At 59.1% G+C, this 25,152-nt stretch carries 28 protein-coding genes and 1 tRNA gene; 14 read left to right on the top strand and 15 right to left on the bottom strand.

Features of this window, described 5'->3' with window-relative positions; translation table 11 throughout:
• Window positions 1-5: 5 nt before the first annotated feature.
• The 4 genes from ACR3E6_RS00695 to ACR3E6_RS00680 form a co-directional block, all read right to left on the bottom strand.
• Complete coding sequence (locus ACR3E6_RS00695) at window positions 6-695, bottom strand: P-loop NTPase family protein (RefSeq protein ID WP_171722886.1); 690 nt, start codon at window positions 693-695, stop codon at window positions 6-8.
• Window positions 696-1,769, bottom strand: a complete 1,074-nt coding sequence (locus ACR3E6_RS00690; RefSeq protein WP_171722887.1) for an AI-2E family transporter — start codon at window positions 1,767-1,769, stop codon at window positions 696-698.
• Between the two features lie 89 nt (window positions 1,770-1,858).
• Window positions 1,859-2,833, bottom strand: coding sequence for an isopenicillin N synthase family dioxygenase (locus ACR3E6_RS00685; RefSeq protein ID WP_171722888.1), 975 nt, complete (start codon window positions 2,831-2,833; stop codon window positions 1,859-1,861).
• Window positions 2,833-4,197 (bottom strand): FAD-dependent oxidoreductase, encoded by a 1,365-nt coding sequence (locus ACR3E6_RS00680; protein ID WP_480485321.1) that lies wholly within the window; start codon window positions 4,195-4,197, stop codon window positions 2,833-2,835. Before ACR3E6_RS00680 ends, ACR3E6_RS00685 begins: the two co-directional genes overlap by 1 nt.
• 190 nt (window positions 4,198-4,387) lie before the next feature.
• On the opposite strand from ACR3E6_RS00680, the gene ACR3E6_RS00675 reads away from it, so the two are divergent.
• Window positions 4,388-5,206: a methyltransferase domain-containing protein gene (locus ACR3E6_RS00675; RefSeq protein ID WP_209832475.1), complete on the top strand. Its 819-nt coding sequence runs from the start codon at window positions 4,388-4,390 to the stop codon at window positions 5,204-5,206.
• 71 nt (window positions 5,207-5,277) lie between these two features.
• Window positions 5,278-6,618, top strand: a complete 1,341-nt coding sequence (gene proS / locus ACR3E6_RS00670) for a proline--tRNA ligase (RefSeq protein ID WP_152458706.1) — start codon at window positions 5,278-5,280, stop codon at window positions 6,616-6,618.
• A gap of 116 nt (window positions 6,619-6,734) precedes the next feature.
• Here the strand turns inward: proS and ACR3E6_RS00665 are convergent, their stop codons facing one another.
• Together ACR3E6_RS00665 and ACR3E6_RS00660 are read right to left on the bottom strand one after the other, a co-directional pair.
• Window positions 6,735-7,094 carry a hypothetical protein gene (locus tag ACR3E6_RS00665; RefSeq protein ID WP_480485319.1) on the bottom strand — a complete coding sequence of 120 codons (360 nt, stop codon included), beginning with the start codon at window positions 7,092-7,094 and terminating at the stop codon, window positions 6,735-6,737.
• Window positions 7,095-7,111: 17 nt separating this feature from the next.
• Entirely contained in the window at window positions 7,112-7,399 is a 288-nt protein-coding gene (locus ACR3E6_RS00660) for a hypothetical protein (protein WP_480485317.1), read from the bottom strand.
• Between the two features lie 51 nt (window positions 7,400-7,450).
• Here ACR3E6_RS00660 and ACR3E6_RS00655 point away from each other — a divergent pair, with 51 nt between their 5' ends.
• Together ACR3E6_RS00655 and ACR3E6_RS00650 are read left to right on the top strand one after the other, a co-directional pair.
• Window positions 7,451-8,746, top strand: a complete 1,296-nt coding sequence (locus ACR3E6_RS00655) for a lipoprotein-releasing ABC transporter permease subunit (protein ID WP_171722891.1) — start codon at window positions 7,451-7,453, stop codon at window positions 8,744-8,746.
• Window positions 8,739-9,425, top strand: a complete 687-nt coding sequence (locus ACR3E6_RS00650; protein ID WP_480485315.1) for an ABC transporter ATP-binding protein — start codon at window positions 8,739-8,741, stop codon at window positions 9,423-9,425. Before ACR3E6_RS00655 ends, ACR3E6_RS00650 begins: the two co-directional genes overlap by 8 nt.
• Here ACR3E6_RS00650 and ACR3E6_RS00645 read toward each other — a convergent pair.
• Window positions 9,409-9,846, bottom strand: a complete 438-nt coding sequence (locus ACR3E6_RS00645) for a DMT family transporter (RefSeq protein ID WP_480485313.1) — start codon at window positions 9,844-9,846, stop codon at window positions 9,409-9,411. The genes ACR3E6_RS00650 and ACR3E6_RS00645 overlap by 17 nt on opposite strands.
• Window positions 9,847-9,943: 97 nt before the next feature.
• On the opposite strand from ACR3E6_RS00645, the gene ACR3E6_RS00640 reads away from it, so the two are divergent.
• Window positions 9,944-10,351 (top strand): c-type cytochrome, encoded by a 408-nt coding sequence (locus tag ACR3E6_RS00640; protein ID WP_171630919.1) that lies wholly within the window; start codon window positions 9,944-9,946, stop codon window positions 10,349-10,351.
• On the opposite strand, the gene ACR3E6_RS00635 is transcribed toward ACR3E6_RS00640, so the two are convergent.
• Window positions 10,348-11,040, bottom strand: a complete 693-nt coding sequence (locus ACR3E6_RS00635; protein WP_480485311.1) for a hypothetical protein — start codon at window positions 11,038-11,040, stop codon at window positions 10,348-10,350. The genes ACR3E6_RS00640 and ACR3E6_RS00635 overlap by 4 nt on opposite strands.
• A 42-nt stretch (window positions 11,041-11,082) precedes the next feature.
• Window positions 11,083-11,745: a DNA-3-methyladenine glycosylase I gene (locus ACR3E6_RS00630; RefSeq protein ID WP_209832490.1), complete on the bottom strand. Its 663-nt coding sequence runs from the start codon at window positions 11,743-11,745 to the stop codon at window positions 11,083-11,085.
• Window positions 11,746-12,163: 418 nt separating this feature from the next.
• Here ACR3E6_RS00630 and ACR3E6_RS00625 point away from each other — a divergent pair, with 418 nt between their 5' ends.
• From ACR3E6_RS00625 to ACR3E6_RS00605, 5 genes are all read left to right on the top strand, one after another.
• Window positions 12,164-13,114 carry an ABC transporter substrate-binding protein gene (locus ACR3E6_RS00625; protein WP_171630927.1) on the top strand — a complete coding sequence of 317 codons (951 nt, stop codon included), beginning with the start codon at window positions 12,164-12,166 and terminating at the stop codon, window positions 13,112-13,114.
• A 9-nt stretch (window positions 13,115-13,123) separates the two neighbouring features.
• Window positions 13,124-14,173, top strand: coding sequence for a quaternary amine ABC transporter ATP-binding protein (locus ACR3E6_RS00620; protein ID WP_171630931.1), 1,050 nt, complete (start codon window positions 13,124-13,126; stop codon window positions 14,171-14,173).
• The gene (locus tag ACR3E6_RS00615; RefSeq protein ID WP_480485308.1) at window positions 14,170-16,236 is read left to right on the top strand and encodes an ABC transporter permease; all 2,067 of its coding nucleotides are present in this window, start codon (window positions 14,170-14,172) and stop codon (window positions 16,234-16,236) included. The genes ACR3E6_RS00620 and ACR3E6_RS00615 overlap by 4 nt, the downstream gene beginning before the upstream one ends.
• A gap of 102 nt (window positions 16,237-16,338) precedes the next feature.
• On the top strand, window positions 16,339-17,004 hold the full coding sequence (locus ACR3E6_RS00610) for an NnrU family protein (protein WP_480485306.1): 666 nt from the start codon (window positions 16,339-16,341) through the stop codon (window positions 17,002-17,004).
• Between the two features lie 70 nt (window positions 17,005-17,074).
• Complete coding sequence (locus ACR3E6_RS00605) at window positions 17,075-17,596, top strand: DUF2478 domain-containing protein (RefSeq protein ID WP_480485304.1); 522 nt, start codon at window positions 17,075-17,077, stop codon at window positions 17,594-17,596.
• Between the two features lie 79 nt (window positions 17,597-17,675).
• Here the strand turns inward: ACR3E6_RS00605 and ACR3E6_RS00600 are convergent, their stop codons facing one another.
• The gene (locus tag ACR3E6_RS00600) at window positions 17,676-18,428 is read right to left on the bottom strand and encodes a hypothetical protein (protein ID WP_480485303.1); all 753 of its coding nucleotides are present in this window, start codon (window positions 18,426-18,428) and stop codon (window positions 17,676-17,678) included.
• Between the two features lie 73 nt (window positions 18,429-18,501).
• Window positions 18,502-18,585 (bottom strand) — tRNA-Tyr (locus ACR3E6_RS00595).
• Between the two features lie 116 nt (window positions 18,586-18,701).
• Between ACR3E6_RS00595 and rlmB the strand changes: the two genes are divergently transcribed.
• The 4 genes from rlmB (at window position 18,702) to ACR3E6_RS00575 (ending at window position 20,995) form a co-directional block, all read left to right on the top strand.
• A complete protein-coding gene (rlmB, locus tag ACR3E6_RS00590; protein ID WP_480485301.1) occupies window positions 18,702-19,472 on the top strand; it encodes a 23S rRNA (guanosine(2251)-2'-O)-methyltransferase RlmB in 771 nt (256 codons plus the stop codon).
• An 18-nt stretch (window positions 19,473-19,490) separates the two neighbouring features.
• Window positions 19,491-19,772: a hypothetical protein gene (locus ACR3E6_RS00585; RefSeq protein ID WP_371732231.1), complete on the top strand. Its 282-nt coding sequence runs from the start codon at window positions 19,491-19,493 to the stop codon at window positions 19,770-19,772.
• Between the two features lie 79 nt (window positions 19,773-19,851).
• Window positions 19,852-20,328 (top strand): YHS domain-containing (seleno)protein, encoded by a 477-nt coding sequence (locus ACR3E6_RS00580; protein WP_480485299.1) that lies wholly within the window; start codon window positions 19,852-19,854, stop codon window positions 20,326-20,328.
• A 196-nt stretch (window positions 20,329-20,524) separates the two neighbouring features.
• Window positions 20,525-20,995 (top strand): CoA-binding protein, encoded by a 471-nt coding sequence (locus tag ACR3E6_RS00575; RefSeq protein ID WP_171630948.1) that lies wholly within the window; start codon window positions 20,525-20,527, stop codon window positions 20,993-20,995.
• Here ACR3E6_RS00575 and ACR3E6_RS00570 read toward each other — a convergent pair.
• From ACR3E6_RS00570 to ACR3E6_RS00555, 4 genes are all read right to left on the bottom strand, one after another.
• The gene (locus ACR3E6_RS00570; protein WP_171114881.1) at window positions 20,992-21,564 is read right to left on the bottom strand and encodes a hypothetical protein; all 573 of its coding nucleotides are present in this window, start codon (window positions 21,562-21,564) and stop codon (window positions 20,992-20,994) included. The two genes, ACR3E6_RS00575 and ACR3E6_RS00570, sit on opposite strands and share 4 nt — an antisense overlap.
• A gap of 69 nt (window positions 21,565-21,633) precedes the next feature.
• On the bottom strand, window positions 21,634-21,951 hold the full coding sequence (locus ACR3E6_RS00565; protein ID WP_171630951.1) for a phosphoribosyl-ATP diphosphatase: 318 nt from the start codon (window positions 21,949-21,951) through the stop codon (window positions 21,634-21,636).
• Entirely contained in the window at window positions 21,948-22,709 is a 762-nt protein-coding gene (hisF, locus tag ACR3E6_RS00560) for an imidazole glycerol phosphate synthase subunit HisF (RefSeq protein ID WP_480485296.1), read from the bottom strand. Before hisF ends, ACR3E6_RS00565 begins: the two co-directional genes overlap by 4 nt.
• A gap of 107 nt (window positions 22,710-22,816) precedes the next feature.
• The gene (locus ACR3E6_RS00555) at window positions 22,817-25,039 is read right to left on the bottom strand and encodes a spermidine synthase (RefSeq protein WP_480485294.1); all 2,223 of its coding nucleotides are present in this window, start codon (window positions 25,037-25,039) and stop codon (window positions 22,817-22,819) included.
• Window positions 25,040-25,152: the final 113 nt, after the last annotated feature.

Here is a 25,152-nt window from a genome sequence, read left to right as displayed (position 1 = left end):
GCGGGTCAATCATTGGTCTCGATCTCGTCCGGGCTCATGTTCAGAACCCGCACGGCCAAGGAACGGGTGATGTCGCGCTTTTCCATAAGGGCCAATTGATCCAGCTGCGCCACCACGTCGGCCGCAGTTTCAAATCGACGATCCATGTGTTTGACCAGATAGGCGATTACCTCGGGGCCGGGGTTCAGCTGCCGATCTACGAACAGTTTGGCCAGAACCGCACCCAGCAACGCATCGTCGGGCGGATCCAGCGCCACGTGATGGGCGCCTTCGACCCGGCTTTGCAGATCGGCCAGTGGCAATTCCCAGAACTTCGGGGCCAGCCGACCCGTCATCAGCAGGGCGTTCCCTTCGGCCAGAACCAGATTGTGCAGGTGAAACAGCGTTTTCTGCTGGTCGGCATCGTCGGCGATCATGGGCACGTCTTCGACGGCAATCGGCCTGCGTGCCAGATCCGGCACGTCGTCATACCGCAAATCGGCGGCCTGAATGATGCGCCCGCCGGTTTCCGCGGCCCAGACATGTGCCAGATGGGTTTTACCAGCGCCAGCCGGACCGGTCAGAACAAGCTTGTTTCCCGGCCAGGATGTGGCCGAGATCATCGCCACGGCCAAGGCATTGGCAGGCGACACAAAAAAGTCCTCTCGCCCGAGCGCAGTTTTGGCGGGCAGATCAAAGCTGAGTTGTCGGGCCATTTACTCGGTTTCCTGATCCTGACGTTCAAGACCGGTATAAAGTCGGCTGTCCAGGTACAGCGATGTGGCAAATCGGGCCAGCACGCCCAATGCTGCGGCCACGGGCACGGCGATCAGCATGCCGACAAAGCCGAACAAGGCCCCAAAGACCGACAGCGCCAGCAGCAGCCAGACCGGGTGCAGCCCGACAGAGCTGCCTACCAGTTTGGGTGTCAGGAAATTCCCCTCGGTGACCTGTCCGATGGCAAAGATCCCCGCGATCAGTCCGACATGTGCCCAATCACCCCAAAACTGAAACAGCGCCAGCCCGATGGCCAATGAGCCTCCGATCAGGGCACCCAGATAGGGGATGAACGTGACCAGCCCCGCGATGAACCCCACGATCAGGCCGAATTGCAGACCGGCAAGCATCAGCGCGACGGCATAGTAGGTACCTAGGATCAGGCAGACCGTTCCCATCCCGCGCACGAAAGAGGCCAGCACGGCGTCAATCTCACCGGCCAGCCGCCTGATGGTGGGGGCATGATCACGCGGCAGGAGTTCTCCGATGCGAGCGACCATGCGATCCCAGTCCAGCAGCAGGTAAACGGCCACAACGGGCACGATCACCAGAAGGACAACAATGTTTATCGCAGACCCAAGTGAGGCAAGAACCGTTTGCAGAACATCACCAGTCTTGGATTTCAGCATGTCGCCGAAGGACACCAGCATCTGATGAGTGTTTGATTCCCGGTCCAGCAGCGACGGGAATTGTTTTTCAATGAACCCGCGCAATTGCTTGAACAGGTCTGGCAGAACGTCGATCAGATCCAGCAACTGGGTAATCAGGGCGGGCACGACCATCAGGATCGCCAATATAAACCCCAAAATCCCGATGACGGTGATGACGGCTGTGGCTGCGATGCGCGACAGGCCCAACCTCTCCAGCCGATCCGCAACGGGATCAAGGAAATACGCAATTGCTCCGCCTATGACGAAGGGCAGCAGGACATCCCCCAAAGCCCAGAGGATCAAAACAAAAACCGCCGCGGCGACGCCCCAGTATCTCAGCTGATCCTTTACCGGCAAAGCCATCGTGATCCCCTTGTTCAGGCACTTGCAGGCGTTCTTGGCGCATCAAAGCCCATGATGCAAGCGCTTCATGGGCAGGGGCTTTGCCCGCTTCAATCGTGCAACGTCCCCAGTTCAGGGGTGTCTTCTTCTGCGGCTTCATCGGGCCAGTTGGTGCGCCAGATTTCTGCCGACCAGTGGCCGCAATGAACCGCCGGACGGTCGAAACCGGGCAGGGCGGGCAACAATGGTTCAACAATGACGTCATGGCGGGGTACGGCGAAATAAGGGAAAGAATACCGTTCCTTGCCCGACCGGTTGACCACCCGATGTGGCGTGGATTTCAATCGCCCGCCTGACCAAAGTTCCAGCATGTCGCCGATATTCACCACGAAACCACCGAGTGGGCAGTCTGGTGAAATCCACTTGCCGCTGCGGGTCTGCACCTCGAGCCCGCCCACCGGATCGGGCGCGATGATGGTCAGTGCGTCCGTATCCTTGTGCGGATGGATGCCATAGCCCGCTTCTTCCGCGGCCTGCGGGGGATAGTGCAGCAATGTCATATTGGTCATCGGATTGCGGAACGCGTCGCGCAAAATGCCAGAGGTCAAGTTCAGGCCGGATTCCAACGCGCCCAACAACACATCAGTGACCTGATCCAATTGACGCCAATAATCCAGGATGACCTCTTTGGCGCTGGGAACTTCGGCGGGCCACAGGTTTGGGCCGTACAGGGCACATTCAGAGCGCACAGGGTCGGTGGCGGCAACCTCGTGGTGCAGCTTGTAACCCTCGTATTTGTCGGCCTTGCCGGATCCGTCATTCGGTGTGAATAAACCCATCGGGATATAACCGCGATAATTCTTGCGCGTGATGGCCTGATCCCATTTGCGGGATTCATTGATGGCAAAGATCTCTCTTGTGGTTTGACGGACGTGATTCACTGTCTGCTGGGACACACCTGTCCCGGTGATGGACAGAAACCCGATTCCTGTGCAGGCCTCAATTATGCCTTGTACCGTTGCGGCAAAGGCTGCGCTGCCGGGATCGGAAAGCGGCGAGATGTCTATGGTCGGAATTCTGTCCATCAGTGAATCCTGACCCCCTGACGTTGCAGTTCCGCGTGAACAGGTGCCAGATTCAGCTGGTCCAGCTCCTGATTGCTTTTCAATGATACCGCTGCGGCGATTCCCGCGCCCTGGCCCATGACGGCGCAGCAGGCCATGTTGCGCGTGGCGGCATGGGCCACCCGGTCCGCGCCATGCGACCGCCCGGCGACCAGCAGGCCCTTGACGCCCCTGGGCAGCATCGAGCGGTAGGGGACCTGCATGTACCGCCCCGTGGTCGGCAGGATCAGAATGCCATAGCCGTCGATGAATTCGGGATAGATGCCGATCGTGTCCTCGAACCGGCCCTGATGGCGGGCGTCGTTTTCGGTCATGTTGTAGACCGCATCGATCTTGCGGGTGTCGCGGATACCGATGGTCATCCCGAAATTCCGAAGCCGCGCGTTTTCGCATCCCGGCATGAACCGGCGCAGCGCCTCGATGGCCAGCATGGTCTGACGGCGGCCTTCGATCTCGCCACGTGTCAGGCTGTCGGGGTCGGTCCCATCAATCTCGGCCAGATGGATGAGGTTCATGTAGGTCAGCTCGCCCGTGTCATGCATCGCGCCCCAGGTGCCGGCAATGGTATTCAGATGCGGCGGGATCAGCCCCTGATCGATGGCCTGCTGGAAGGGCTTGTGCACGAAGGGCGAGAACATGTCGTCCTCTTTGCCGCTGGTTTCGATGTTCCACTCACCACCGCCGCCCCAGTCCTTGTAGGTCTGCGGGTCGGCCTTGACGCCCTCGATAAAGGCGCGCTTGTCCACCCCGGCCAGATGGAACATGACAGACGCCGCCATCATGTCCTCCCGAGCGGTTTTGTGCGTCGGGGCCCCCGCCCGATGGGCCACATCGGCGTCACCGGTGGCATCGATTACCACCTTGGCCAGTATCGCCTCGCGCCCGGCCTTGGACTCGGTAATGATACCAGTGATCCGGTCCCCTTCCATGATGGGGGCGACGAATTGCCGGTGCAGCATCGGGTGAACTCCCGCCTCTTCGACCAACTTGTCCGCCACCAGCTTGAACCCTTCGCTGTCCAGTTCATAACTGAGCGACTGGCTTTCGGGCACCGCCGCGCCCATTTCTTTGGCGCGGGTTTCGAACTCCATCCCGATGCCGCCGGCCTCGACGGTTTGCTCGTGCCGGTACCAGGCGAATCCTTCGACGCCGACGGCAGTGATGTTGCCGCCCATACAGCCGAACCGGTCAACCAGCGACACGTCTGCGCCTACACGGGCCGCTGCCAGCGCTGCTGCCAACCCGGCCGGGCCAGAGCCCACGACCAGAATATCGGTCTGGTGGATGACAGGTATCTGCCGGGCGGGTTCCTGAATTGTCTGCAACAGTGCCTCCTGGGGTTGGTGTTCCCGTCACAATTGAAATTCCCAATTGGCGGGTCAATCAAAAACCCGACTGACCTTGGGTCGCAAACGCGCCATTGCCGGGCGTCGCATTCACAGCCCGCCAGCGCAGAGAGCCGACGTACCGGGCCGAAACGTGCTATACTGACGCCCTGCCTTGGGGGACGAAGCAATGCCCGACATCTATCAGAGCCTGGATCAACAGGGGGAAGACACGGTTCGCGTCGTTGCGGACCGTCTGGAATTTCGCGGCGAAATGCCGGATTTCATAAAAATGCGCGAACGCTATTTCGACCGGCTCGACTGGGCCTCGTGCCGCCGCATCGTCGATCTGGGCTGTGGCACGGGCGTCGTGACGCGGGCGCTGGCCGACCGGGTCGGCCCGGAGTGCGAGATTGTCGGGTCGGATCTGGCGGCGGAACTGATCAAGGTCGCAATGGAAAAGACGGACGCTGCGGGGTTGGCGGGGCGCATACGGTACGAGGTTGCGGATTCCCGGAACACCGGTGACGGCGAAGGTAGCTTTGATATCGTCATCGCGCATACGGTGATCAGCCATGTGGTGGACCCGGCGGCGATGCTGGAGGAAGCCGCGCGACTGACGCGGCCCGGCGGCACGATCGCCATTTTCGATGGCGACTATGCGTCGTTGACGATCGGCGCTGGCGACCCTGACGCCAACGCGATGGCGGTGAACGCGATCTTGCAGACGGTGGTCGGCAATCCGTTCGTTCTGCGGCATCTTCCGTTCCTGGCCCGGCAGACGGGGCTGGAAGTTTCCGGTTTCATCCCGGAATTGCTGGCCGAGGCTGGCCAGACCTCGTTTTTCGGAAACATGATCGACGCCTATGTCGGCCCCTGCATTCAGGCAGGCGCAATCGACGCCGAGACCGCCTTGAAATGGGCCGAAGGTCAGAAAACAGCCGCGCGGGAAGGCACGTTCTTTGGTTCGTGCAACTATTACACTTATTTGCTGCGCAAGCCTGAATGATGCGGCGCCTTGCCTAGCCTTTGTGGATCGCGTAGAGCATTCGGGCTTTCGCTAGACAAATAGGATCGTTCATGCGCCTCAGCCGTTACTTTCTGCCCGTTCTCAAGGAAAACCCGTCCGAGGCCCAGATCGTTAGCCACCGGCTGATGCTGCGTGCCGGGATGATCAAGCAGGCTTCTGCGGGGATTTATTCCTGGCTGCCGCTGGGCTTCAAAGTGCTGCGCAAGCTGGAAAACATCGTCCACGAGGAACAGGCCCGGGCTGGTCACATCGCGATCCAGATGCCCATCATCCAATCGGCGGATCTGTGGCGCGAATCCGGCCGCTATGACGATTACGGGCAGGAAATGCTGCGCATGAAGGACCGGCATGACCGGGACATGCTTTTCACGCCCACGGCCGAAGAACTGGTGACCGATATTTTCCGCGGTCACGTGAACAGCTACAAAGACCTTCCGCTGACCCTCTATCAGATCCAGTGGAAGTTCCGCGACGAAATCCGCCCGCGTTTCGGTGTGATGCGAGGGCGCGAGTTCTATATGAAGGACGGCTACAACTTCGACCTCACCAAGGAAGATGCGCTGCACGCCTATAACCGCCATCTTGTCAGCTATCTGCGCACCTACGAGCGTATGGGCCTTCAGGCGATCCCGATGCGCGCGGATTCGGGGCCCATCGGCGGCGATGACACCCATGAGTTCCTGGTGTTGGCTGACACTGGTGAATCCGAGGTCTTCTATGACAGCGCCGTCACCGATCTGACCTTTGGTGATCGTGAGATTGACTATGACAGCCGCGAACAGTGTCAGGCGATCCTGGAAGAGTTCACCTCGAAATACGCGCGCACGGATGAAACGCATGACGAGGCGCTGTTCAATCAGATCCCCGAAGAACGCCGCCGCGTGGCGCGTGGTATCGAAGTTGGGCAGATCTTCTATTTCGGCACGAAGTATTCCGAGCCGCTGGGCGCCACCGTGCAGGGCCCGGATGGAAAACCGGTTCCGGTGCATATGGGCAGCCACGGGATCGGCGTCAGCCGTCTGGTCGGCGCAATCATCGAGGCCAGCCATGACGACAAAGGCATTATCTGGCCCGAGGGCGTGACCCCGTTCCATTGCGGCATCGTGAACCTGAAGCAGGGCGATGAAGAAGCGGATGCGGCCTGTGACAAAATCTACAATGCTCTGACTGCCTTGGGGCTGGAGCCGCTTTATGATGACCGCAATGAACGGGCAGGGGGCAAGTTTGCGACCATGGATCTGATTGGTCTGCCCTGGCGGATCACGGTCGGGCCGCGTGGCCTGAAGAATGGTGTCGTTGAACTGACTTGCCGCCGGACCGGTGAAAGCGAGGAACTGAGCCCCGAGGCGGCCGTTACCAAAGTTGCTGAAATCTACCAGCAGATTGCCTGAGCACCGTCACCGGTGACGGGTCTTGCTGTCACGCAACACAGATCCATTTCGCGAAGGTGGCCATGCGATTGGCTTGGCCACCAAATGTGAACTGACCAATTTGATTGGTTCAGACGTCAGTCTTGGTCTGCCGTCGGGCGCGTTGCAAGGATGTCGCCGTTGGCGCCATCGCCGCGTGCGACCACGATCGGACGGCCCAGCCGGTTGACCAGGTCGCGAAACTCAAGACCCAGAAATCGCAACCCGCAAACCCGCGCGTCCGTAATGCGATCTGTGATACACAGACGTCCTTGCCGGAAAACCAGACGGTACCCTTTGTCTTTCAGGATATCAGTCAAGTTGCCCCAGCTTGCCGCGCTGGCAAAGATCGGCCGAATGGCCGCACGCAGCAGCGCCGCTGTTTCACAATCCAGTTCTTTTGATGCTTGGCGAGACGGAATAACCCCCGCACCGTTGGTTGAAATTTGAAAATTCATTGAGCGACCCCCGCTCCTTAAATGTGTTCCCCCACATACAGGGTGACAAAGTTTCTGAAAATAATCAAAAAGAGTAATAAAATTTCGCGCCCATTGTTGCCTTTTCGATTCAGGAGCTCACAAAGCGCGACGATTAACTTCATACATGAAACAATACCAGTTTGTCTGTGATGCGCTTCACAACTCATGGTGTAGCGCCAGAATTCCAAGTCATCCGTTTGGCCCAGCCACAGTGCTGGGCAACCGGATTGATTCGGCTCGTTCAGGCTGAGGAACGGGTTCGGAATGACAACCGGCTTGACCATCGGGTGAAATGTCGAAACTGTCCCCGCGAACATGAACACCCCGGAGCAGGCATGGCCAAGACACCCCCGCCCTTTGCCCCTTTTGAATGGAAAATCGCATGGCGTTATCTGCGGGCCCGCAGGGCCGAGGGCGGCGTCAGTGTGATGACCTGGATTTCTCTGATCGGAATCACATTGGCAGTGTTTGCCCTGATCGCGACATTGGCGGTCCGGTCCGGCTTCCGTTCGGAATTTGTTGGCACCATTCTGGGCGCCAACGCGCATGTGACGGTCTATTCGTCAGGCGAGATTGATGCGCAGGGGCGGGTGGATCGCACAATCGCTGACTTTGAGGAACGCGCGGCCCGGGTCGCGCAAGTGCCCGGTGTTCAACGCGCGGCTCCCTTGGTAAAGGGGCAGGTACTGATCACCAACCGCGACCGCAGCAGCGGGGTCGAGGTGTTTGGAATCCGACCCGACGATCTGCGTGATCTGCCTGGAATTGCCCAGGCAGAGCAGGCTGTGGGGGACTTGTCTGAATTCCAGGCGGGTGAGGATGTCATCGCAATTGGTTCAGGCGTGGCGCGCAGCATCGGGGCAACGGTCGGGGATGTCGTCAAGTTGACGTCGCCCAACGGCGTCAAAACCGCCTTTGGTACGTCGCCCCGCGTGAATGCCTATCGCGTTGTCTATGTGTTCTCGGCCGGGCGCTATGACATCGACCGCACCCGCGTCTACATGCCGTTTTCGCAGGCGCAGGGCTTTTTCAATCGCGAAGGTGTGGCCGATGAAATAGAAGTGATGGTGGACAACCCCGAAGACCTGGGCCCGATCCTGATTTCGATTCTCGAAGCATCGGGCGAGCGCAGCCAGATCTGGACCTGGCAGGATGCATCCGGAGGCTTTCTGCGGGCATTGGAAGTTGAAGACAACGTGATGTTCATCATCCTTTCAATCCTCGTTCTGATCGCCGCGATGAATATCGTTTCGGGCCTGATCATGCTGGTCAAGAACAAGGGGCGCGACATCGGCATCCTGCGCACCATTGGCCTGAGCGAAGGATCGGTTCTGCGTGTCTTTTTCATCTGCGGCGCTTTTACCGGCCTGATCGGAACGGCAATGGGGGTCATCCTGGGATGCCTTTTTGCGATCTATATCGATCCGATCTTTTCCTTCGTGAATTACGTGATGGGCGGCGGCGTCTGGGATCCGTCGATCCGGGGCATCTATGCCTTGCCCGCCGAGCTGCATCTGAGCGACGTGCTCAAGGCGATCGGCCTGTCGCTTGGCCTGTCCTTTGTCGTCACCTATTTCCCTGCCCGTCGAGCGGCGCGGCTGAACCCGGTCGAGGCGTTGCGCTATGAATGATGTCACATTGCGTCTGAAAGGTCTGACCAAGACCTATCTGAAAGGCAAACCGGGCGAGGTGCAGGTTCTACGCGGAGTTGATCTGGATCTGCGCGCGGGTGAGGCCGTAGCGATGGTTGCGCCCTCTGGGGCAGGTAAATCAACGCTTCTGCATATTGCTGGTCTGCTGGACATGCCCGACGAAGGAACCGTTGAAATCGGCGGGCAGAACGTATCGGGCAAGGGCGACCGGACCAGAACCGCACTGCGTCGGCAGGATATCGGGTTCGTGTATCAATTCCACCACTTGCTGCCGGAATTCACGGCCTTAGAAAACATCACCCTGCCGCAACTGGCCAATGGTGTACCGGACAAGGCCGCACAGGCCCGAGCGCTGGATCTGCTGGACCGTGTCGGTGTGGCCGCACGCGCCAGCCATCGCCCCGCCGCACTCTCTGGTGGGGAACAGCAGCGGGTGGCGTTTTGCCGGGCCTTGGCGAATGCGCCCCGTGTTTTGTTGGCGGATGAACCGACGGGTAATCTGGACCCCGAAACCTCGGATCAGGTCTTTGATACACTGATGGAGCTGGTGCGGGACGAAGGGTTGTCGGCGTTGATAGCAACGCACAATCTTGACCTGGCAGCGCGCATGGACCGGATGGTCCGGCTTGAGGGCGGGGTGCTCAGGCCAGTTGAGTGATCGCAACGCCAATGGCCATGACGGCGATCCCGCTCATCCGCATAAGCGTAAGCGGTTCGACCTGTGCGCCGAACAGGCCGAAATGGTCGATGGCCGCAGCGCTGATCAATTGCCCGAGCAGCACAAAGAACACTGCATTGCCCACCCCGAAATGTGGTGCGACATGGGTGATCGACAGGACATAGAAAGCAATCAGGACACCTGCAAGCAACAGGTGTTTCGGCGCATTGGCAACCTTGGACAAGGCCGCAAATCCGGGAAACAGCGCCATGACCAAGGCGGAGGCGGCGAAGGCAATGGCAAACAGCACAACAGCTGCCGCAGTTGGCGACCCGATGACTTTTCCCAGCGCCGCGTTGAGCGCGGCCAGGATCGGAATTCCAAATCCGGCGGCCAGCATGATGGCGGCGTATTGTGTCATTGCCCGAAACCTCTGTACCTTATTCGTTGATCTGGATCATTGCGCCAAGACGGTCATCGGGCAACCCTGCAAATGCCAATCCAGGCAGGAGGATACGATGTTCAAGGCAACAATCAGTGTAATGGTTCTTGGGGTTTCGGCTGCTGCCTCGCAGGCCGCCTGGGCTCAGGACGCGAAGACCGGAGAGGAACTCTATATGCACCATTGCGCGACCTGCCACGGAATCGATGCGATGGGTCAGGGTCCGATGGCAGCCGTGCTGGTGGTTCAACCAAGTGATCTGACCGCTTTGTCCAACGAAGAGGGCGTGTTCCCGACTGCCCGCGTTGTCGCCCGCATTGATGGTCGGGATCCGCTGGTCAGCCATGGTAGCCCTATGCCGGTTTATGGTCCTTATTTTGACGGGCAGGACACATCCATGAAAACGCCGCAGGGTCAGCCAATTCTGACGAGCCAGCCCATCGTGGATCTGGTGGCCTATCTGGAAACACTTCAGAAGAATTAGGTTCCGCTGCAAATCCCGTCGATCTCGGCCTCGCTCCAGGGAAGCAAGATCGCGCGCTCACGCCCTTTTTGCGGAAGCGGGGACAGATCAAAATGCGCACTCAGCATCCTGTGCAGCCGTTTGGTTCGGGTGGCCTGAGGGTCCAGCGCACGGCAGCAAACGTATTCCTCAACGATGGCGCCCTGCTGTTCAAACCCGTAGGACAGGAAGTCCGGCGAGGTTTCGAGGTCAAAAAGATACGGGTCGCTGCGCCCACCATGTTCCGCCGCTGCTCGCAACGGGTGGTAACCGGTGGTCCGGCGATTCTGCCACTGCCAGACATGCGTCAGTTCATGGGCCAGCAGCATCGCGGCCACCAGGTTCATCTGATCCGGAAAATCGGACATGTAGTCTTCCAGATACCAGTCGCGCGCAAAATAGACCTTGTTGAACAGGGCCACGGCTGCGGGCCTGCCGGTCACCGGCCCGGGTTCTACCGGAGGAAGGATGCGCTCGCGGCAGGCCAGACGTGGCCGCTCTTCGCGGAAATACGTCACATTGGTAACCGGCGCGCCTTGGACCAATCGCACGCTGTCCAGATTCAGGGTCTCGCCCTGAATGGCATCCGCAAAGTCGCGCTCTTGCTTTGTCAACGGACGGCCGCAAGAGGACAGCAATAAAAGAGCACACAGGAATACGCGCAGAACCATGAGGTGAATCCTAGTCCTCTGCTTGCGATCCGCAAACGGTTTTCACAGGCTCATGGCCAGAACCCGGCTGATTTCCGTCAAAGACCGCCCGGATTGATCCATCCAGGAATTGAAGGCCCGTTGTACCGCCGCCATGGCTTTTTTCGACGTAGCGGGTTTGTCGATCACGCCCTCGGCGATCAGACGGGCGGTGACGTCCTGCGATAGAATGAAACTGTCGCGGCCCGCAAAACGCATTGCATATTGCGCCGAAGCCCCGCCAAGACGAGACCCGCGTTTGGCCAGCATGGCTAGAAGGTTGACATAGTCATCAGAGGGCCAGCCCCCCAGAACCTGGCCCGCGCCGCCTTCGTTGCGCAGTTCCAAAAGGAACGCCGCGTTGTCCCGCACTGCTGCGATCTTGGTTCCATTGCGGACAATGCGTGTGTCTTGCAGCAGGGAATCGAACTTTTCATCATCCATGAACGCACACCGGCCCACATCGAAGCCGTCAAAGGCGGCCTCGAATCCATCCCATTTGTTTTCGATGACCTTCCAGTTGAAACCGGCCTGAAAGACGCATTTCGTGATGATCGATAGCCACCGGTCGTCGGGCATCGCCGCCAGTTCTTCGTGGCTTTTGGGCTTGTTCAGCTGTGCTTCAAAGGCTTCGATCCCACCGTGGCGAGAGGCGGCAATATCAAAGATCTCGTCAAATGAACGCATGAACCCAACCTCAAAGCTGTCTTAGGAAGAGTGTTTTGTTTTGCCTTCCTTTTGCAATGGGAATTTTCGGTGTTCGAAAGCCACTTGACCGGAAATGAAACTCGGCCCGAACAAGAAAAACACTGAACTGTCAAAGAAATGCTCGACAAACGGGTTTAAAACGGTTTGTGATTGACTCGTCAGTCAACATTCCGTGCCCCGGGGCGGGGGATAATGGCGGGTTGGGCTGGGGTCCTTGCGGCGCCTGCGGGAAAAAATCAACGCTTCAGCGGCAAGAAAGCCGCGCTGTTACAAACTGATCACTTTCCTTTTCCGACCAAATTTGTGCATGTTGCGGCATGGTATTGTCATCAGACAAAGACACCGGCGGGAAACCCCTGCCGGGGTGGGCAAAACAAATAAGACAGGGAGAAAATCCATGAAAAAACTGAGTGTAAGCCTTATGGCCCTGACCGTTGCCGGTGCGGCGCATGCGGCGGATATGGGGGCCGTGGACGAGCCGATCAAACTGGCGATCAACGAATGGACCGGTCAGCACGTGACCACGCATGTGGCGGGTGAAATGCTCAAGGCCGCCGGTTATAACGTGGAATATGTGACCGCCGGCATGATGAACCAGTTTCAGGCGCTGGCCGATGGAGACATCGACGCGACGCTTGAAATCTGGTCGTCCAATGTTTCGGATGAATATGCAAAGAAGATCGAGGAAGGCACGGTTGTCGAAATCGGCGATCTTGGCCTGGATGCCAAGGAAGGTATCGCATACCCGGCGCATGTCGCTGATCTGTGCCCCGGCTTGCCTGCGTGGGAAGCGCTGAAAGACTGCGCGCAGGTGTTCGCCACGGCGGAAACTCTGCCCGGTGGCCGTCTGGTCGACTATCCGGCCGACTGGGGCACGCCTGGTGCGGATCGCATGACTGGCCTTGAGCTGCCGTTCAAGGCTGTCCCCGCCGGTTCCGAAGGTGCCCTGATCGCTGAACTTCGCGCATCGACCGAGCGTAAATCGCCGCTGCTGATCACATTCTGGCAGCCGCACTGGGCGATGTCTGCCTATGACGTGCAGTTCGTTGAACTGCCCGCAGGTGAAGAGGCATGTTTTAACGATCCGGCGTGGGGTCCGAACCCGAACGCGGTAAACGATTGCGACTTTTCGCCATCGCGCATCTTCAAAGCCGGCTGGAGCGGCCTGGAAGAAAAGTGGCCGGCCGCCTATGAGATCCTGTCCAACTATCAACTGGCGGTCGAAGACCAGCAGCCGATGATGGGCGCGATCGATGTCGACGGCGGTCAGGTCGAAGAAGTTGTCGCCGCATGGATGGCCGAGAACGAAGACAAATGGCGTCCTGTTGTCGACGCGGCGACCAAGTGAGCCACTTAGGTGACTGACACGACTGTGCCAGCCATCGCCTGCCGGAATCTCTGGCAGGTGTTTGGCCCGGGCGCTGACAAAGCCCTGACCGACGCGCTGTCTCGGTCAGGGAATGACGCCGACAAGGCTGCCGTCGCCCTTCGCGAACAGGGGCTGATCCCCGCCGTTCAGGATGCCAATTTCGAAGTTCAGGAAGGTGAACTTTTCGTCATCATGGGCCTGTCGGGCTCGGGCAAATCCACGCTGATCCGCTGTATCTCGCAACTGCTGCCGGGCACCGGTGGTGAAATTCGGGTGGATGGCGAGAATGTCATAGGCGCCTCAAAAAAGGCCCTGACCGAGCTGCGCCGGAAAAAACTGGGCATGGTGTTCCAGCATTTCGGCCTGTTCCCCCACATGACCGTTGCTGAAAACGTCGCATATCCTCTGCGCGTTCAGGGCGTGGGCAAAAAGGAACGGCTGGACCGCGCGCAGGAAGTGATTTCGCTGGTCGGTCTGGAAGGGCGCGAAGACAGCTTCCCGCGACAACTTTCCGGCGGGCAGCGGCAGCGGGTGGGTATCGCCCGCAGTCTTGCCGTAAACCCTGACATCTGGTTTCTGGACGAACCGTTCTCGGCGCTTGATCCACTGATCCGTCGCCAGTTGCAGGATGAATTCCTGCGCATTCAAGCGACGTTGAAGAAGTCGATCGTCTTCATCACCCACGATATTCAGGAAGCGCTTAAGCTGGCTGACCGTATTGCCATCATGCGGGACGGCAAGATCGTGCAGATCGGCACGCCCACGGATATCGTCCTGCGACCCGTCGATGACTATGTGCGCGAATTCTCGAAGGACGTCGCCAAGGGGCAGCATGCCAAGGTCGCCTCGGTCATGCGAAACGAGGCAGAGTGCGGCCCGGACGATCCCGGCCTGACCACATCGATGACACTGGACGCGGCCCTGGCCCATTGCATGGAACTTTATGAACCCGTGCCGGTGCGGGATGCCGATGGCAATGTCGTTGGCACGGTGCACCCTTCCGATCTGGCTGCCGCGCTTCAGGTGGACGAAACATGACCGCCGTAGCTGAGTTTCCGACGCAGCACGGCGCGCGGCTGACGGCAGGCGCCAAGGCCGCCCTGATCACGGTTGTCGTCGGTGCGGTTTGCCTTGCACTCGAGGGCATCGCCCCATGGCTGGTCAAATGGCCCGCCGCGTGGGAACTGCCTGCAACCCAATGGGTGGGCACGTTTCTGGACTGGTTTCTGAACCTGATCAAACCGGCGATGCGGTTGTTCTCGGATTTGATGACCTATCCGATGAACTGGGCGAATTTCGTTCTTGGCAACACACCATGGCCCATTCTGATCGGGATCGTGACCGCGCTGGGCTGGTATCTGGGCGGTTTGCCCATGGCCGCGCTGGGCTTTCTGGGCCTCAGCTTTGTTCTGGCGTCGGGTTACTGGGCTGAGAGCATGAACACGCTGGCCTTGGTCGCAGTATCCGTTCCGGTGGCGTTGATACTGGGTGGTGGCATCGGCATCCTCGCCAACGAGGTACCGCGGGTGAAATCCTTCGTTCAGGCGGTTCTGGATGTCATGCAGACGGTGCCGACCTTCGCATATCTGACACCACTGTTGCTGCTCTTTGGCTTTGGCCCGGTTGTCGGTCTGATCGCCTCGGCCATCTATGCTGCGCCGCCCATGGCGCGCAACGTGATGCTGGGGCTGGAACGGGTGGAGCCCGAGATCAAAGAGGCCGCCATCATGTCCGGTGGCACGCGTTTTCAGCAACTGTTTCAGGTCGAAATTCCCGCCGCCACGACGCAGATCATGGTCGGTGTGAACCAGTGTCTGATGGCGGCCTTGTCCATGGTCATCATTGCCGCCGTCATCGGTGGGTTCAACGATATCGGCTGGGAGGTTCTGCTGACCATGCGCAAGGCGCAGTTCGGGGAGTCTCTGATGGCGGGTCTGGTCATCGTGGTCTTTGCCGTCGTCATAGATCGCATGAGCGGCACCTTGGCGACCGAGCGCAAACGTTATGACAGCCGGGTTGTCTGGGCGATGTTGGGTTTCGCCGTGGTCTTCACGGCCGCCTTCTGGGCGTGGTTGCCGAACCCATCCGAACTGACCTTGCTGGATCCGATGGCCGAGGCCGTGGACAGCGGCCTGACCGCGTTCACTCAGGCCAATGGCCCATGGTTGGATGCGCTCAAGAACAACTCACTTTTCTATGTGCTGCTGCCTTTGCGGATCGGTCTGGATCAGGCGGTGCTGCCCTTCACCTGGGGCTTCCAGTGGACGCCGGGCATGAGCTTTGGCCTGTTTGCCGCAGGTGCCGGGATCGCGCTGTTGATGGCATGGCGTGGGCGGCTGACGGGTGGTCTGATCGTCATGATTCTGATTGGAATGCTGGAAACCGGCATTGCCAACCTGCCGTGGCCCTTTGTCCTGACCGGCGCCGCTGCTCTGGGCTGGGTCGCGGGGGGCTGGCGTCTGGCGGCGCTGTGCGTGGGGCTGCTTTGCACTATCCTCGTTTCGGGCCTGTGGGAGAGAGCGCTCTTGTCGCTTTACCTCAGCGGTGCGGCGGTGTTTTCCTGTGCCGTGGTCGGCGGCCTGATCGGCCTTGCCAGCGCGGTCTGGGAACCGGTGTGGAAAGTGGTCCGTCCGATCTGCGACATGTTGCAGACAATCCCTCTGTTCGTGTTCCTGATCCCGGTTCTCATGGTGTTCCAGATCGGCGAGTTCTCGGCCTTTTTGGCAATCTGCGCCTATGCGATCGTGCCCATGATCCGCTACACGCGGCACGGGTTGGTCAACACGCCGGACGAGATGATGGAGGCCGCGATCTCAAGCGGTGCGACCGAGTGGCAGATCATGCGCGACGTGCGCGCGCCCTATGCCGCGCCCACGATCCTGCTGGGGTTGAACCAGACCATCCTTTATGCCTTTGCGATGCTGGTGATCGCCGCCCTTATTGGCACCACGGGTCTGGGGCAGTCGATCTATCTGGCGCTGGGTCAGGCAGATGTGGGGCTTGGCATTTCGGCCGGGGCCGCGATGGCGATTCTGGCGCTGATTGCCGACCGCATCGTGCAGGGGTTTGCCGAAGAACGCCGCGCGGCGCTTGGATTGTAAACAGGGCAGGGGCGATGCACCGCCCCTGCGCCGAACTTGATTTTGGACAAGGATACCAGTGCCGTCCTGATCTAGACCGATCCCAATAACGCGGAGATCACCATGACCGGTTGGGTCCTATTCCTTGCAGCGCTCGTCACATTCCTTCTCAGCCACGCGATTCCGGTGCGACCCGCCATACGCGGATGGCTGATCGATACACTCGGACGCCGGGGGTATTTCACGGCCTATTCGGTTCTGTCGCTGGCCGTCCTGGCGTGGTTGATCATCGCCGCTGCCAACGCTCCTTATGTCGAGGTCATTCCGCCATTTGCGGTTTTGCGCTGGGCGCCGGTCCTGATCATGCCGGTGGTCTGCTGGCTGGCTGTTGCGGGGCTGATCATTCAGAACCCGTTCTCATTCGGAGGGCTGGGCTATCGGCCCTTTGACCCAGAACAGCCCGGTATCCTGCGCACCACCCGACACCCGATCCTTGCCGCGCTGATGCTGTGGGCGGTGGCACATCTCCTTGCCAATGGCAGCCTGTCACATGTGATTCTGTTCGGCCTGTTTGCCGGTTTTGCAGCCATGGGCATGGCCCTTGTCGACCGGCGCAAGTCGCGGGAAATGGGCTTTGAATGGGTCCGCTTGTCCCGCAACACGGCGCGGTTCTCACTGAGCGCACCGCGGCCCTGGCCGCGTCCCGGGGTGTGGCTGGCCGCACTTGCCGCCTATGCGGTTCTGCTTCACCTGCACGCTCCCGTGATTGGCCTGTCCCCGCTTCCGTGAACGAGGGAGTGGCCGGGCGGTGTGATGCGTGCTATTTGAAACGTCACAAACGAATTACAAGAGATCCAAGATGCATCTGGCCTATGTCACCACCACCGATCGCGGCGCGACGGACCGCCTGCTGAGCGCCGTTGCGGACCGCCTGCTGGCCTCCGGAGCAAAACTGGCCGGTGTCGTGCAAACAAACACGGAATGCGCCGACAGCAGCAAATGCGATATGGACTTGCGCGTGCTTCCCGACGGTGAAACCATCCGCATTTCGCAGTCGCTGGGCACCCAGTCGCGCGGCTGCCGTCTGGACCCGGCAGCGCTGGAACAGGCGGTGGGATATGTGACTGCCTCGCTGGCGGGCGCGCCCCAATTGCTGATCATCAACAAATTCGGCAAGCATGAATCCGATGGGCGTGGATTCCGCCCCGTGATCGGCGAAGCCCTGGCGATGGATATCCCGGTGCTGGTCGGCGTGAACGGTTTGAACGAAGAGAAATTCCAGACTTTCGCGGATGGCGCAGCGGAAGCCCTTCCGGCGGATCTGGATGCAATCGAGGCGTGGTTCAACAAGGTATCGGAACTGCGCCCGGCGGCAGAATAGAACCTTCCAAACCCTTGGTTAAGAAACAAAAAACGGCGCTGACCAACAATCAGCGCCGTTTTTTTGATGTTGGGTGCAACTAGGTTGTCTTAAGCCTGCGGTACCCGAACAGGCCCAGAACGGCCCCGATCAAAAGCAGCCCGCTTGCGGGCAGGGGGACCGGTGCAACCTGCAGGTTATCCACGTTAAATTCGCCACACCATTGGTCGCACCAAACGGTGTTTGACCCAAGGCCAAAGGGGAATTTGACTGCGTTGGGGACGTTCAGCGTGATCAAAAGTTGATCAATGGCCGTGAACCCACTTGAAAAACTAAAAGTGTTCAAAGCCGAAGGTCCGAACGTCTGCGTCGCAACTGTGGCACCGTTCAGAAGCCCCGAAAATGTCAGGGTTGGAACTGTTGCAGTACCCGCCTTGAGCCACTGGTTGTAGGCCTGCGTTCCAAGTGCGGGTGCAGGGCCGGATCCAGTCTTGAACACACGTGACAACCCCCAAAGATCGACGGACTGCACAGTAAATTTCGTCCCGTTTACGGCCTGCACGACGGTTGACAGCACACCGTTGTCATCATGGAAATTAATCTGATTTCCAAAATTGTAGACCGCACCATAGTCAAAGGTGAAACCTTGGCTGGTTCCCTGATATGTTGTCAGGCCGCTTTGGGGATCATTTGGAAAATTATTATCAAACGTAATCGTCAGCGCATTCGCCGCGCCTGCGACACACACGGCAATAGCCGCCAGTATCAATCTCATAACAAATCCCTCGCAAATACGTGAACAGACTAGCGGGCGGTGCCCTGTTTCGCAACTTTTACGAGTCTTTGCAGCCATCATTGCGCACAAGCATGCACATAAGCTCGCGCGGGCAATGCGTTCTGGCCATCTTTGAATTCTACGGGAAAGATGGTGGGCGACCCTGGAATCGAACCAGGCGTGCGTCTCCGCGAGGGAGTTACAGTCCCCTGCCACACCTTGCGGCCTGTCGCCCACTGTCAGGCGTTGCACCTGACGTGGAGGCGTGATTACTAGCGCACCAAAGGAGCGTCAACAGGAAAATTTCGCTTTGGCGCAGGAAACCGAATTCCCGGCCCGGAGGCCCGCAAAATGAAGAAACCCAAATGGGTCGTTGAGAAGGAACAGGCGCGCAAGGCCGCGGCTGCTGAAACCGTTTGGCTGTTCGGTCTGCATGCAGTTCGCGACGCTTTGATGAACCCCAATCGGCAGAAATTGCGCCTGATCGTAACGCGCAATGCGCGGGACAAACTGGCGGAAGCGATTGAATTCTCTGGTATCGAGCCCGAGATGGCTGATCCGCGCAAGTTCTCGGCGCCCATCGATGCAGGCTCGGTGCACCAGGGTGCCGCGTTGGAGGTGAAGCCGTTGGATTGGGGCGGACTGGCCGAAAATTGCATCGGTCGGGAAAATCCACGCGTTATCCTTCTGGACCGCGTTACGGACCCGCACAATGTCGGGGCGATTCTGCGCTCGGCCGAAGTTCTGGGTGCCAGTGCCGTCATAGGCACCCGCCACCATTCCGCGCCCGAGACCGGGGCCCTGGCAAAAACCGCCAGCGGCGCGCTGGAGCGTCAACCCTATCTGCGGATGCGCAACTTGGCCGACGCAATTGTTGAACTACAGAATATGGGATTTCTGGTCCTTGGGTTGGATGGTGAAGCAGAGGTAACGATCGAAGGCGCGCTGAGCGACGGTCGGGACCGCCCCGTCGCACTTGTTCTGGGGGCGGAAGGCCCGGGATTGCGCCAAAAGACGAAGGAAACCGTGGATCAATTGGTGAAAATTGACGCAGCCGGGGGATTCGGATCGCTGAATGTCTCAAATGCGGCGGCAATCGCCTTATATGCATCCCGGCCCTGACAAAAAAAGGAGAGCGCTATTTCCGGTCCATCCAAAATTGCGACCTGCTGCTATTGCGGGACCCGGGCTGCGCTGGTCCTGAGGGGCAAAGAACGGCACGAGCTGAGCTGTTCCAGTTGTGGCGCACCTTTGCACGATCTGAAGATGCTGCCTAAGCGGAAGGCCGCGCCTGCCAAAACAGTGCGATCTGCGGTTTCTCATGCCCCTCCGCGGAAGGCCAAGCGAAAAAAGAAGAAAAAGAGCATGTTCTCGCGCGTGTTCGATGAAGCCTGGGATGTGATCGAAGACATTTTCGATTGAACGTTTTTGGGTGAAGATCGTTCACATCCACGTCAACAGGGGTTCCGCATGCAGTAAAAAATTGCATCTTGATACCCCAGTGATTTCAGATTCTGACATGGCAATGCTGACCCGACGTTTCACACTTGGCGCGCTGTGCGCTTTTTTTCTGGCGCCTGCCACGTATGCGCAGGAAAGGCCCGTTTACTACGCCACCGAAGGGGTGGCGTTGGCCGGGTATGACGCCGTGTCCTATTTCGACGGTTCTACGCCGATCATGGGCATGCCCGAGAATTCCGTGATGTGGAAAGGGGCGCGGTGGCATTTCACCTCGCAGGAGAACCGCGAGCTGTTCGAAAGCAATCCCCGTGCTTTCGCGCCGCAGTTCGGCGGGTATTGTTCATATGCAATGGCGATGGGCGTTCTGAAGAGCTCGGACCCCAAGGCCTGGAAAGTCGTGGATGGTCGTCTGTACCTGACACACTCGATCGAGATCGAAGAAATCTGGAAGCAGGATCAGGCAGAATACATTGAGTTGGCTGAAGAAAACTGGCCGGCAATCCTCTATCACGAATGAGCGGGAATCAGCTAATTGTGAAGAGTCATCACAAAAATGCGCCGCCCCTCTTTTTTTTAACAAATATATGCCTAAATGTCACAGTGACCGCGGAATGGAACTGCCGCGGGTCATTTCACTGTCCCTCGTTCCAACAACTGGCGCCCAAGGTTTCTTGGGCGCTTTTTTCTTTTTGGAACCCTGCTAAGGATAGGGTATGCCAGACTATTCCGATCAGCACCTGAGAACCATTCTGCAACGCACCAAGTCCGTTGCCGTTGTCGGGGTGTCCATGAACCCGGTGCGGCCCAGCTACTACGTCGCCCGCTACCTGTCGTTGAAAGGGTTCAACGTGATCCCGGTCAATCCGGGCCATGCCGGGAACGACCTGTTTGGCCAGACGGTACGCGGCAGCCTTTCGGAGATATCCGAACCCGTGGACATGGTAGACATCTTCCGACGGTCCGAATCCGTGCCGCCCATCGTGGACGAAGCGTTGGAGGGGTTCCCGTCCCTCGGAACGATCTGGATGCAGATCGGGGTTGAACACCCTGAAGCGGCAGCCAAGGCCGAGGCCCGCGGTGTGGACGTCGTGATGAACCGCTGTCCGAAGATCGAGTATCAGCGCCTGTTTGGCGAGCTGCGCATGGGTGGGTTTTCCACCGGGATCATCTCGTCCAAGCTTTAGGGCGTTGCTGGCTGATAGGGTTTCAGGCGGGCAACCTGTTCCTGTCGTCGTTTTTCCAGCACCACGTCCCGAGGGACCCAATCATATCGGGTATCCTCGACCAGAGGTGACCAGAACAAAACCCCGCCATAGCGCCACGGATCCAGCACGACGCCCTCATACAGCGATTCACCCTTGCGACTGATAATCGCGGTGCTGTGGTCGATCCTCAACGGATTGTCGGCGTTGGCGATGGCGCGGTGCAATTCCAGCGTCTGGAAGTTTTCCTGTTTCAGACGACGCTCGATATCCTCGGCCCAATGCCAGCACAGACCACGCGGGCGCAATCCCTTGTTGACCTTCGCATTGTGGATCAGCGGCGGGTCGGTGATCTGGTATTCGTCCACCAGCTGCGCGGTATAGGAATAGGCGACTTGCGCCGCCCGGCGGGCTTCTTCCGGATCGATATCCGGGCCAAGACGCTGAATCTCGGCTGTCAGGCGTTGCACCTCATCCCCGGTCGAAGGGGGAGGCGCCGCACATGCCGCAACGATGGCAAGCGTTGCCACAAGCATCAAAATTCGGATCATGTCGCGCCCTCGGCCTGTCATTCTGACGCCCGAGTATAGCGGGCGTTGCGGCGGCGCGGAACCCGGCCGTTACCCTTTGGGGCGGGCGGCTTTTTCGGCAATGCCGCTGATGCCCTGACGGCGCGCAAGTTCGGCCAGAACATCCTCCAGCGCCACGTCCCGGGCGGCCAGCATGACCAGCAGGTGATACAGCACGTCTGCGGCTTCGGCGGTCAGCTTGGCCTGATCGCCCTTTGTGGCTTCGATGATGGCTTCGATGGCTTCTTCACCAAACTTCTCGGCGCATTTCTCGGGACCCTTTGCAAGCAGCTTGGCTGTCCAGCTTGAATCGGGATCAGCCCCTTTACGCGCCTTAATCGTGGCAGCAAGGTCGTGCAGAATGCTCATGTCAGCCTCATCGGAATGCCTGCGGCGGCCATATGCTCTTTGGCTTCGCGGATCGTGTATTCTCCGAAATGGAAGATCGAGGCTGCAAGCACCGCACTTGCGCCACCTTGGGTGACGCCTTCGACCAGATGGTCCAAATTACCGACACCGCCGCTTGCGATCACGGGCACATCCACGGAATCGGAAATCGCGCGGGTCAGGGGCAGGTTGAAGCCAGCCTTGGTGCCGTCGCGGTCCATCGAGGTCAGCAGAATTTCCCCGGCGCCTTTGGCGACAACAGTTTTTGCGAACTCGACCGCATCAATGCCCGTTGGCTTGCGGCCGCCATGCGTGAAAATCTCCCACTTTCCGGGGCTGACCGTCTTGGCGTCGATGGCGCAGACGATGCACTGGCTGCCGAATTGATCTGCTGATTCCGCGATCACGTCGGGATTGGCGACGGCTGCCGAGTTGAAGCTGACCTTGTCTGCCCCCGCCAGCAACAGGGCGCGGACATCATCCCTGGTGCGAACCCCGCCGCCGACTGTCAGAGGTACAAAGCACTGCTCGGCGGTGCGCTGTACCACATCGAACATGGTGCCGCGGTTTTCGTGGGTTGCGTGGATATCAAGAAAACAGATTTCGTCCGCGCCTGCGGCGTCATACGCCTTGGCCGATTCCACGGGATCGCCCGCATCGCGCAGACCGACGAAATTCACGCCTTTGACCACGCGGCCATCGGCAACATCAAGGCAGGGAATGATCCGGGTCTTCAGCATCTGATCGTCCTTCGTTGCCGGACCTTTACCGACAAAGCGCCGCCGATGCCACAGACGTTTTGCCACCCATGGCCCTGGTAGCACGGGCCATGGGCGGAGCGGGGGGCTTAGTGATCCCGGTTCTTCAGCAGTTTCAGTGCCGAAAGCAGGTTTGCCTTACCATCGGTCCATGGCAGCGCTCCGTCGGTTTCGACGATTTGCCAGTTTCCATCCTGCGCAAAACTCTCAATTCGGGATTTGTCGGGGCTCAGGATCACAACGCTGCTGGTGGCGGCTCCGGTTTCAACCTGCTCTTTACCCACGGCCAGCTGCTGATGCGCAGCGGTCAGGTTCAGGCTGTCGGCAATTCGGGCCAAAGGCTGGACCAGATCGTAGAACCGGTTTGTGATGTGGAACACCAAAACCCCATCATCGGCCAGGCGGCTGGTGTACATCTCTACCGCCTCGCGTGTGATCAGGTGAAGCGGAATCGCGTCCGAGCTGTACGCATCCAAAACCAGGATATCGAAGGCAAAAGGCTTTTGCTTCAGAACGATCCGGGCGTCACCCAGATGGGTCTCGGAATCGGGCGTGCATTCCGACAGATAGGTGAACAGCGAAGGGTCGCGTGCGATCTGGTCAACGGTCGCGTCGATCTCGAAGAAGTCCCAGTTTTGAGCAGGCTGCCGATAGCAGGCCAGTGCACCTGTTCCAAGACCGACAATTCCGATGCTGTTGGATTGCTTGCCGAAGTCCGACGTGATGACCTGCGCCATCGGTCCTTCGGGGTGATAATAGGACAGCGGCGTGGGTCGAGTGCCATATTCGGATTCGCGTTGCCAGCCATGCACCGTGGTGCCGTTCTTGCAAAGACGGTAGCCCTTGCTTGAATACACGGAATGCACGCCGAAAAAGCTGCGATCTTCGAACACCGGATTGTTCTTTACCGCAAATGCGGGAAGCAGAACGACGGTAAGAACCACAGGGATACGCATGGCCTGCGCCCGGAACAGGTACAGCACTGCGAATATCAGCACGAACAGCGCGCCTGCACGCGGGATATCCGCGCTCAGCGCCGCGACGCCGCGTGTCGCGCCTGCGATGACGAGGATGAAAACACTTGCCGCGATGCCCATGATGACATGGCGAAGGGCAAATCCCGGGGCGCGGACAAGAAACAAGCCTCCGGCCAGAATCATGGTGATTGGCGCCTCCAACTCACGTGTGAAGGCAATCGGCGCAACGATCGAGTTGAACAGCCCGCCAATTGCTCCGCCCATGGAAAGGGCGATGTAGAACACGGTCAATTGCTCGGCGGATGGGCGCATGTCGTACAGCAGGCGGTGCGCAAAAAGGGCGATGATGAACAACACCGGGACATAGAGCAGAATAACCACCGGCGCGTCATGCTCGCTGACCACCTTGGACACCAGTAAGACACCCGCCGCCAGCGCCGCCAGCATGGGCAGGTTAAAGGCGTCAAGCGTCAGGTGTTTCCATTTGGCAAACGCGATGATGAAGGACAGGATATAGACCGCCAGCGGAACAACCCAGATCAACGGGAGAGCACCCAGATCCGTGCTAACCCGCGTTGTGAAGGACAGCATCAAGGAAGAGGGGATGAAGGCGACGAACACCCAGACAGCGATCTGCCGCAGGGTCGGGAAACTGGCCTTGAGCGCCGTTTGAACCGACGGCTTCGTGTGCCGTGATCCCCGCAAGGCGATCATGCCACTGCCAAGCAAAAGCGCGCCGAGCAGCACGAAGCCGACCAGCCAGGCACGGCTGATCTCGGCTGCGCCAAAAAAAGGATCCGCAACCAGGGGGAAGGCCAACAACGCCAGCAAGGATCCGACATTGCTGGCGCTGTAGAGGAAATACGGATCATCCGCCGAAGGCCCGCCCGACCTGGCGTACCAGGCCTGCAACAGGGGCGCATTTGCCGACAATACCGCAAAAGGTACACCCACACCTACGGCGAACAGGCCAAGCGTTTGCAGCGCGGTCGAGGTCGAGGCGTCATAGCTCCAGCTTTCGCTGGTGGACAGCGGTAGGAAAGTCAGCGCCGCCACCCAAAAGGCAAAATGGGCGATGATCTGCCAGCGCAAGGGCAGAAACTTGGTCAACAGGTGCGCGTAAACATACCCGAATATCAGCACCACTTGGAAAAACAGCATAGCCGTCGTCCAGACCGCCGGGGCGCCGCCGATTTTTGGAAGAACCAGTTTGGCAAAAAGCGGCTGGACAAAGAACAGAAGACTGGCGCTCGTGAAAATCGCCGCACAGAAGATCGCAATGGTTGCCGATCCGAAGCTGGACGTTTTGGGAACGTCTAGGTTGGAAACACTCACGTTTGCCACCCGGGTTGTTGTGTTTGACGAAGGAGTGAAGCGGGGATTCCGCCCGAATTATGGCTCAACCCAGTGAAATGTTTGGCTTCTGGTCGGATTGTTCTTCAAAGCCA

This window comes from Ruegeria sp. AL3 (assembly GCF_056536065.1).
This window is presented reverse-complemented; position numbering and strand designations above follow the sequence as displayed.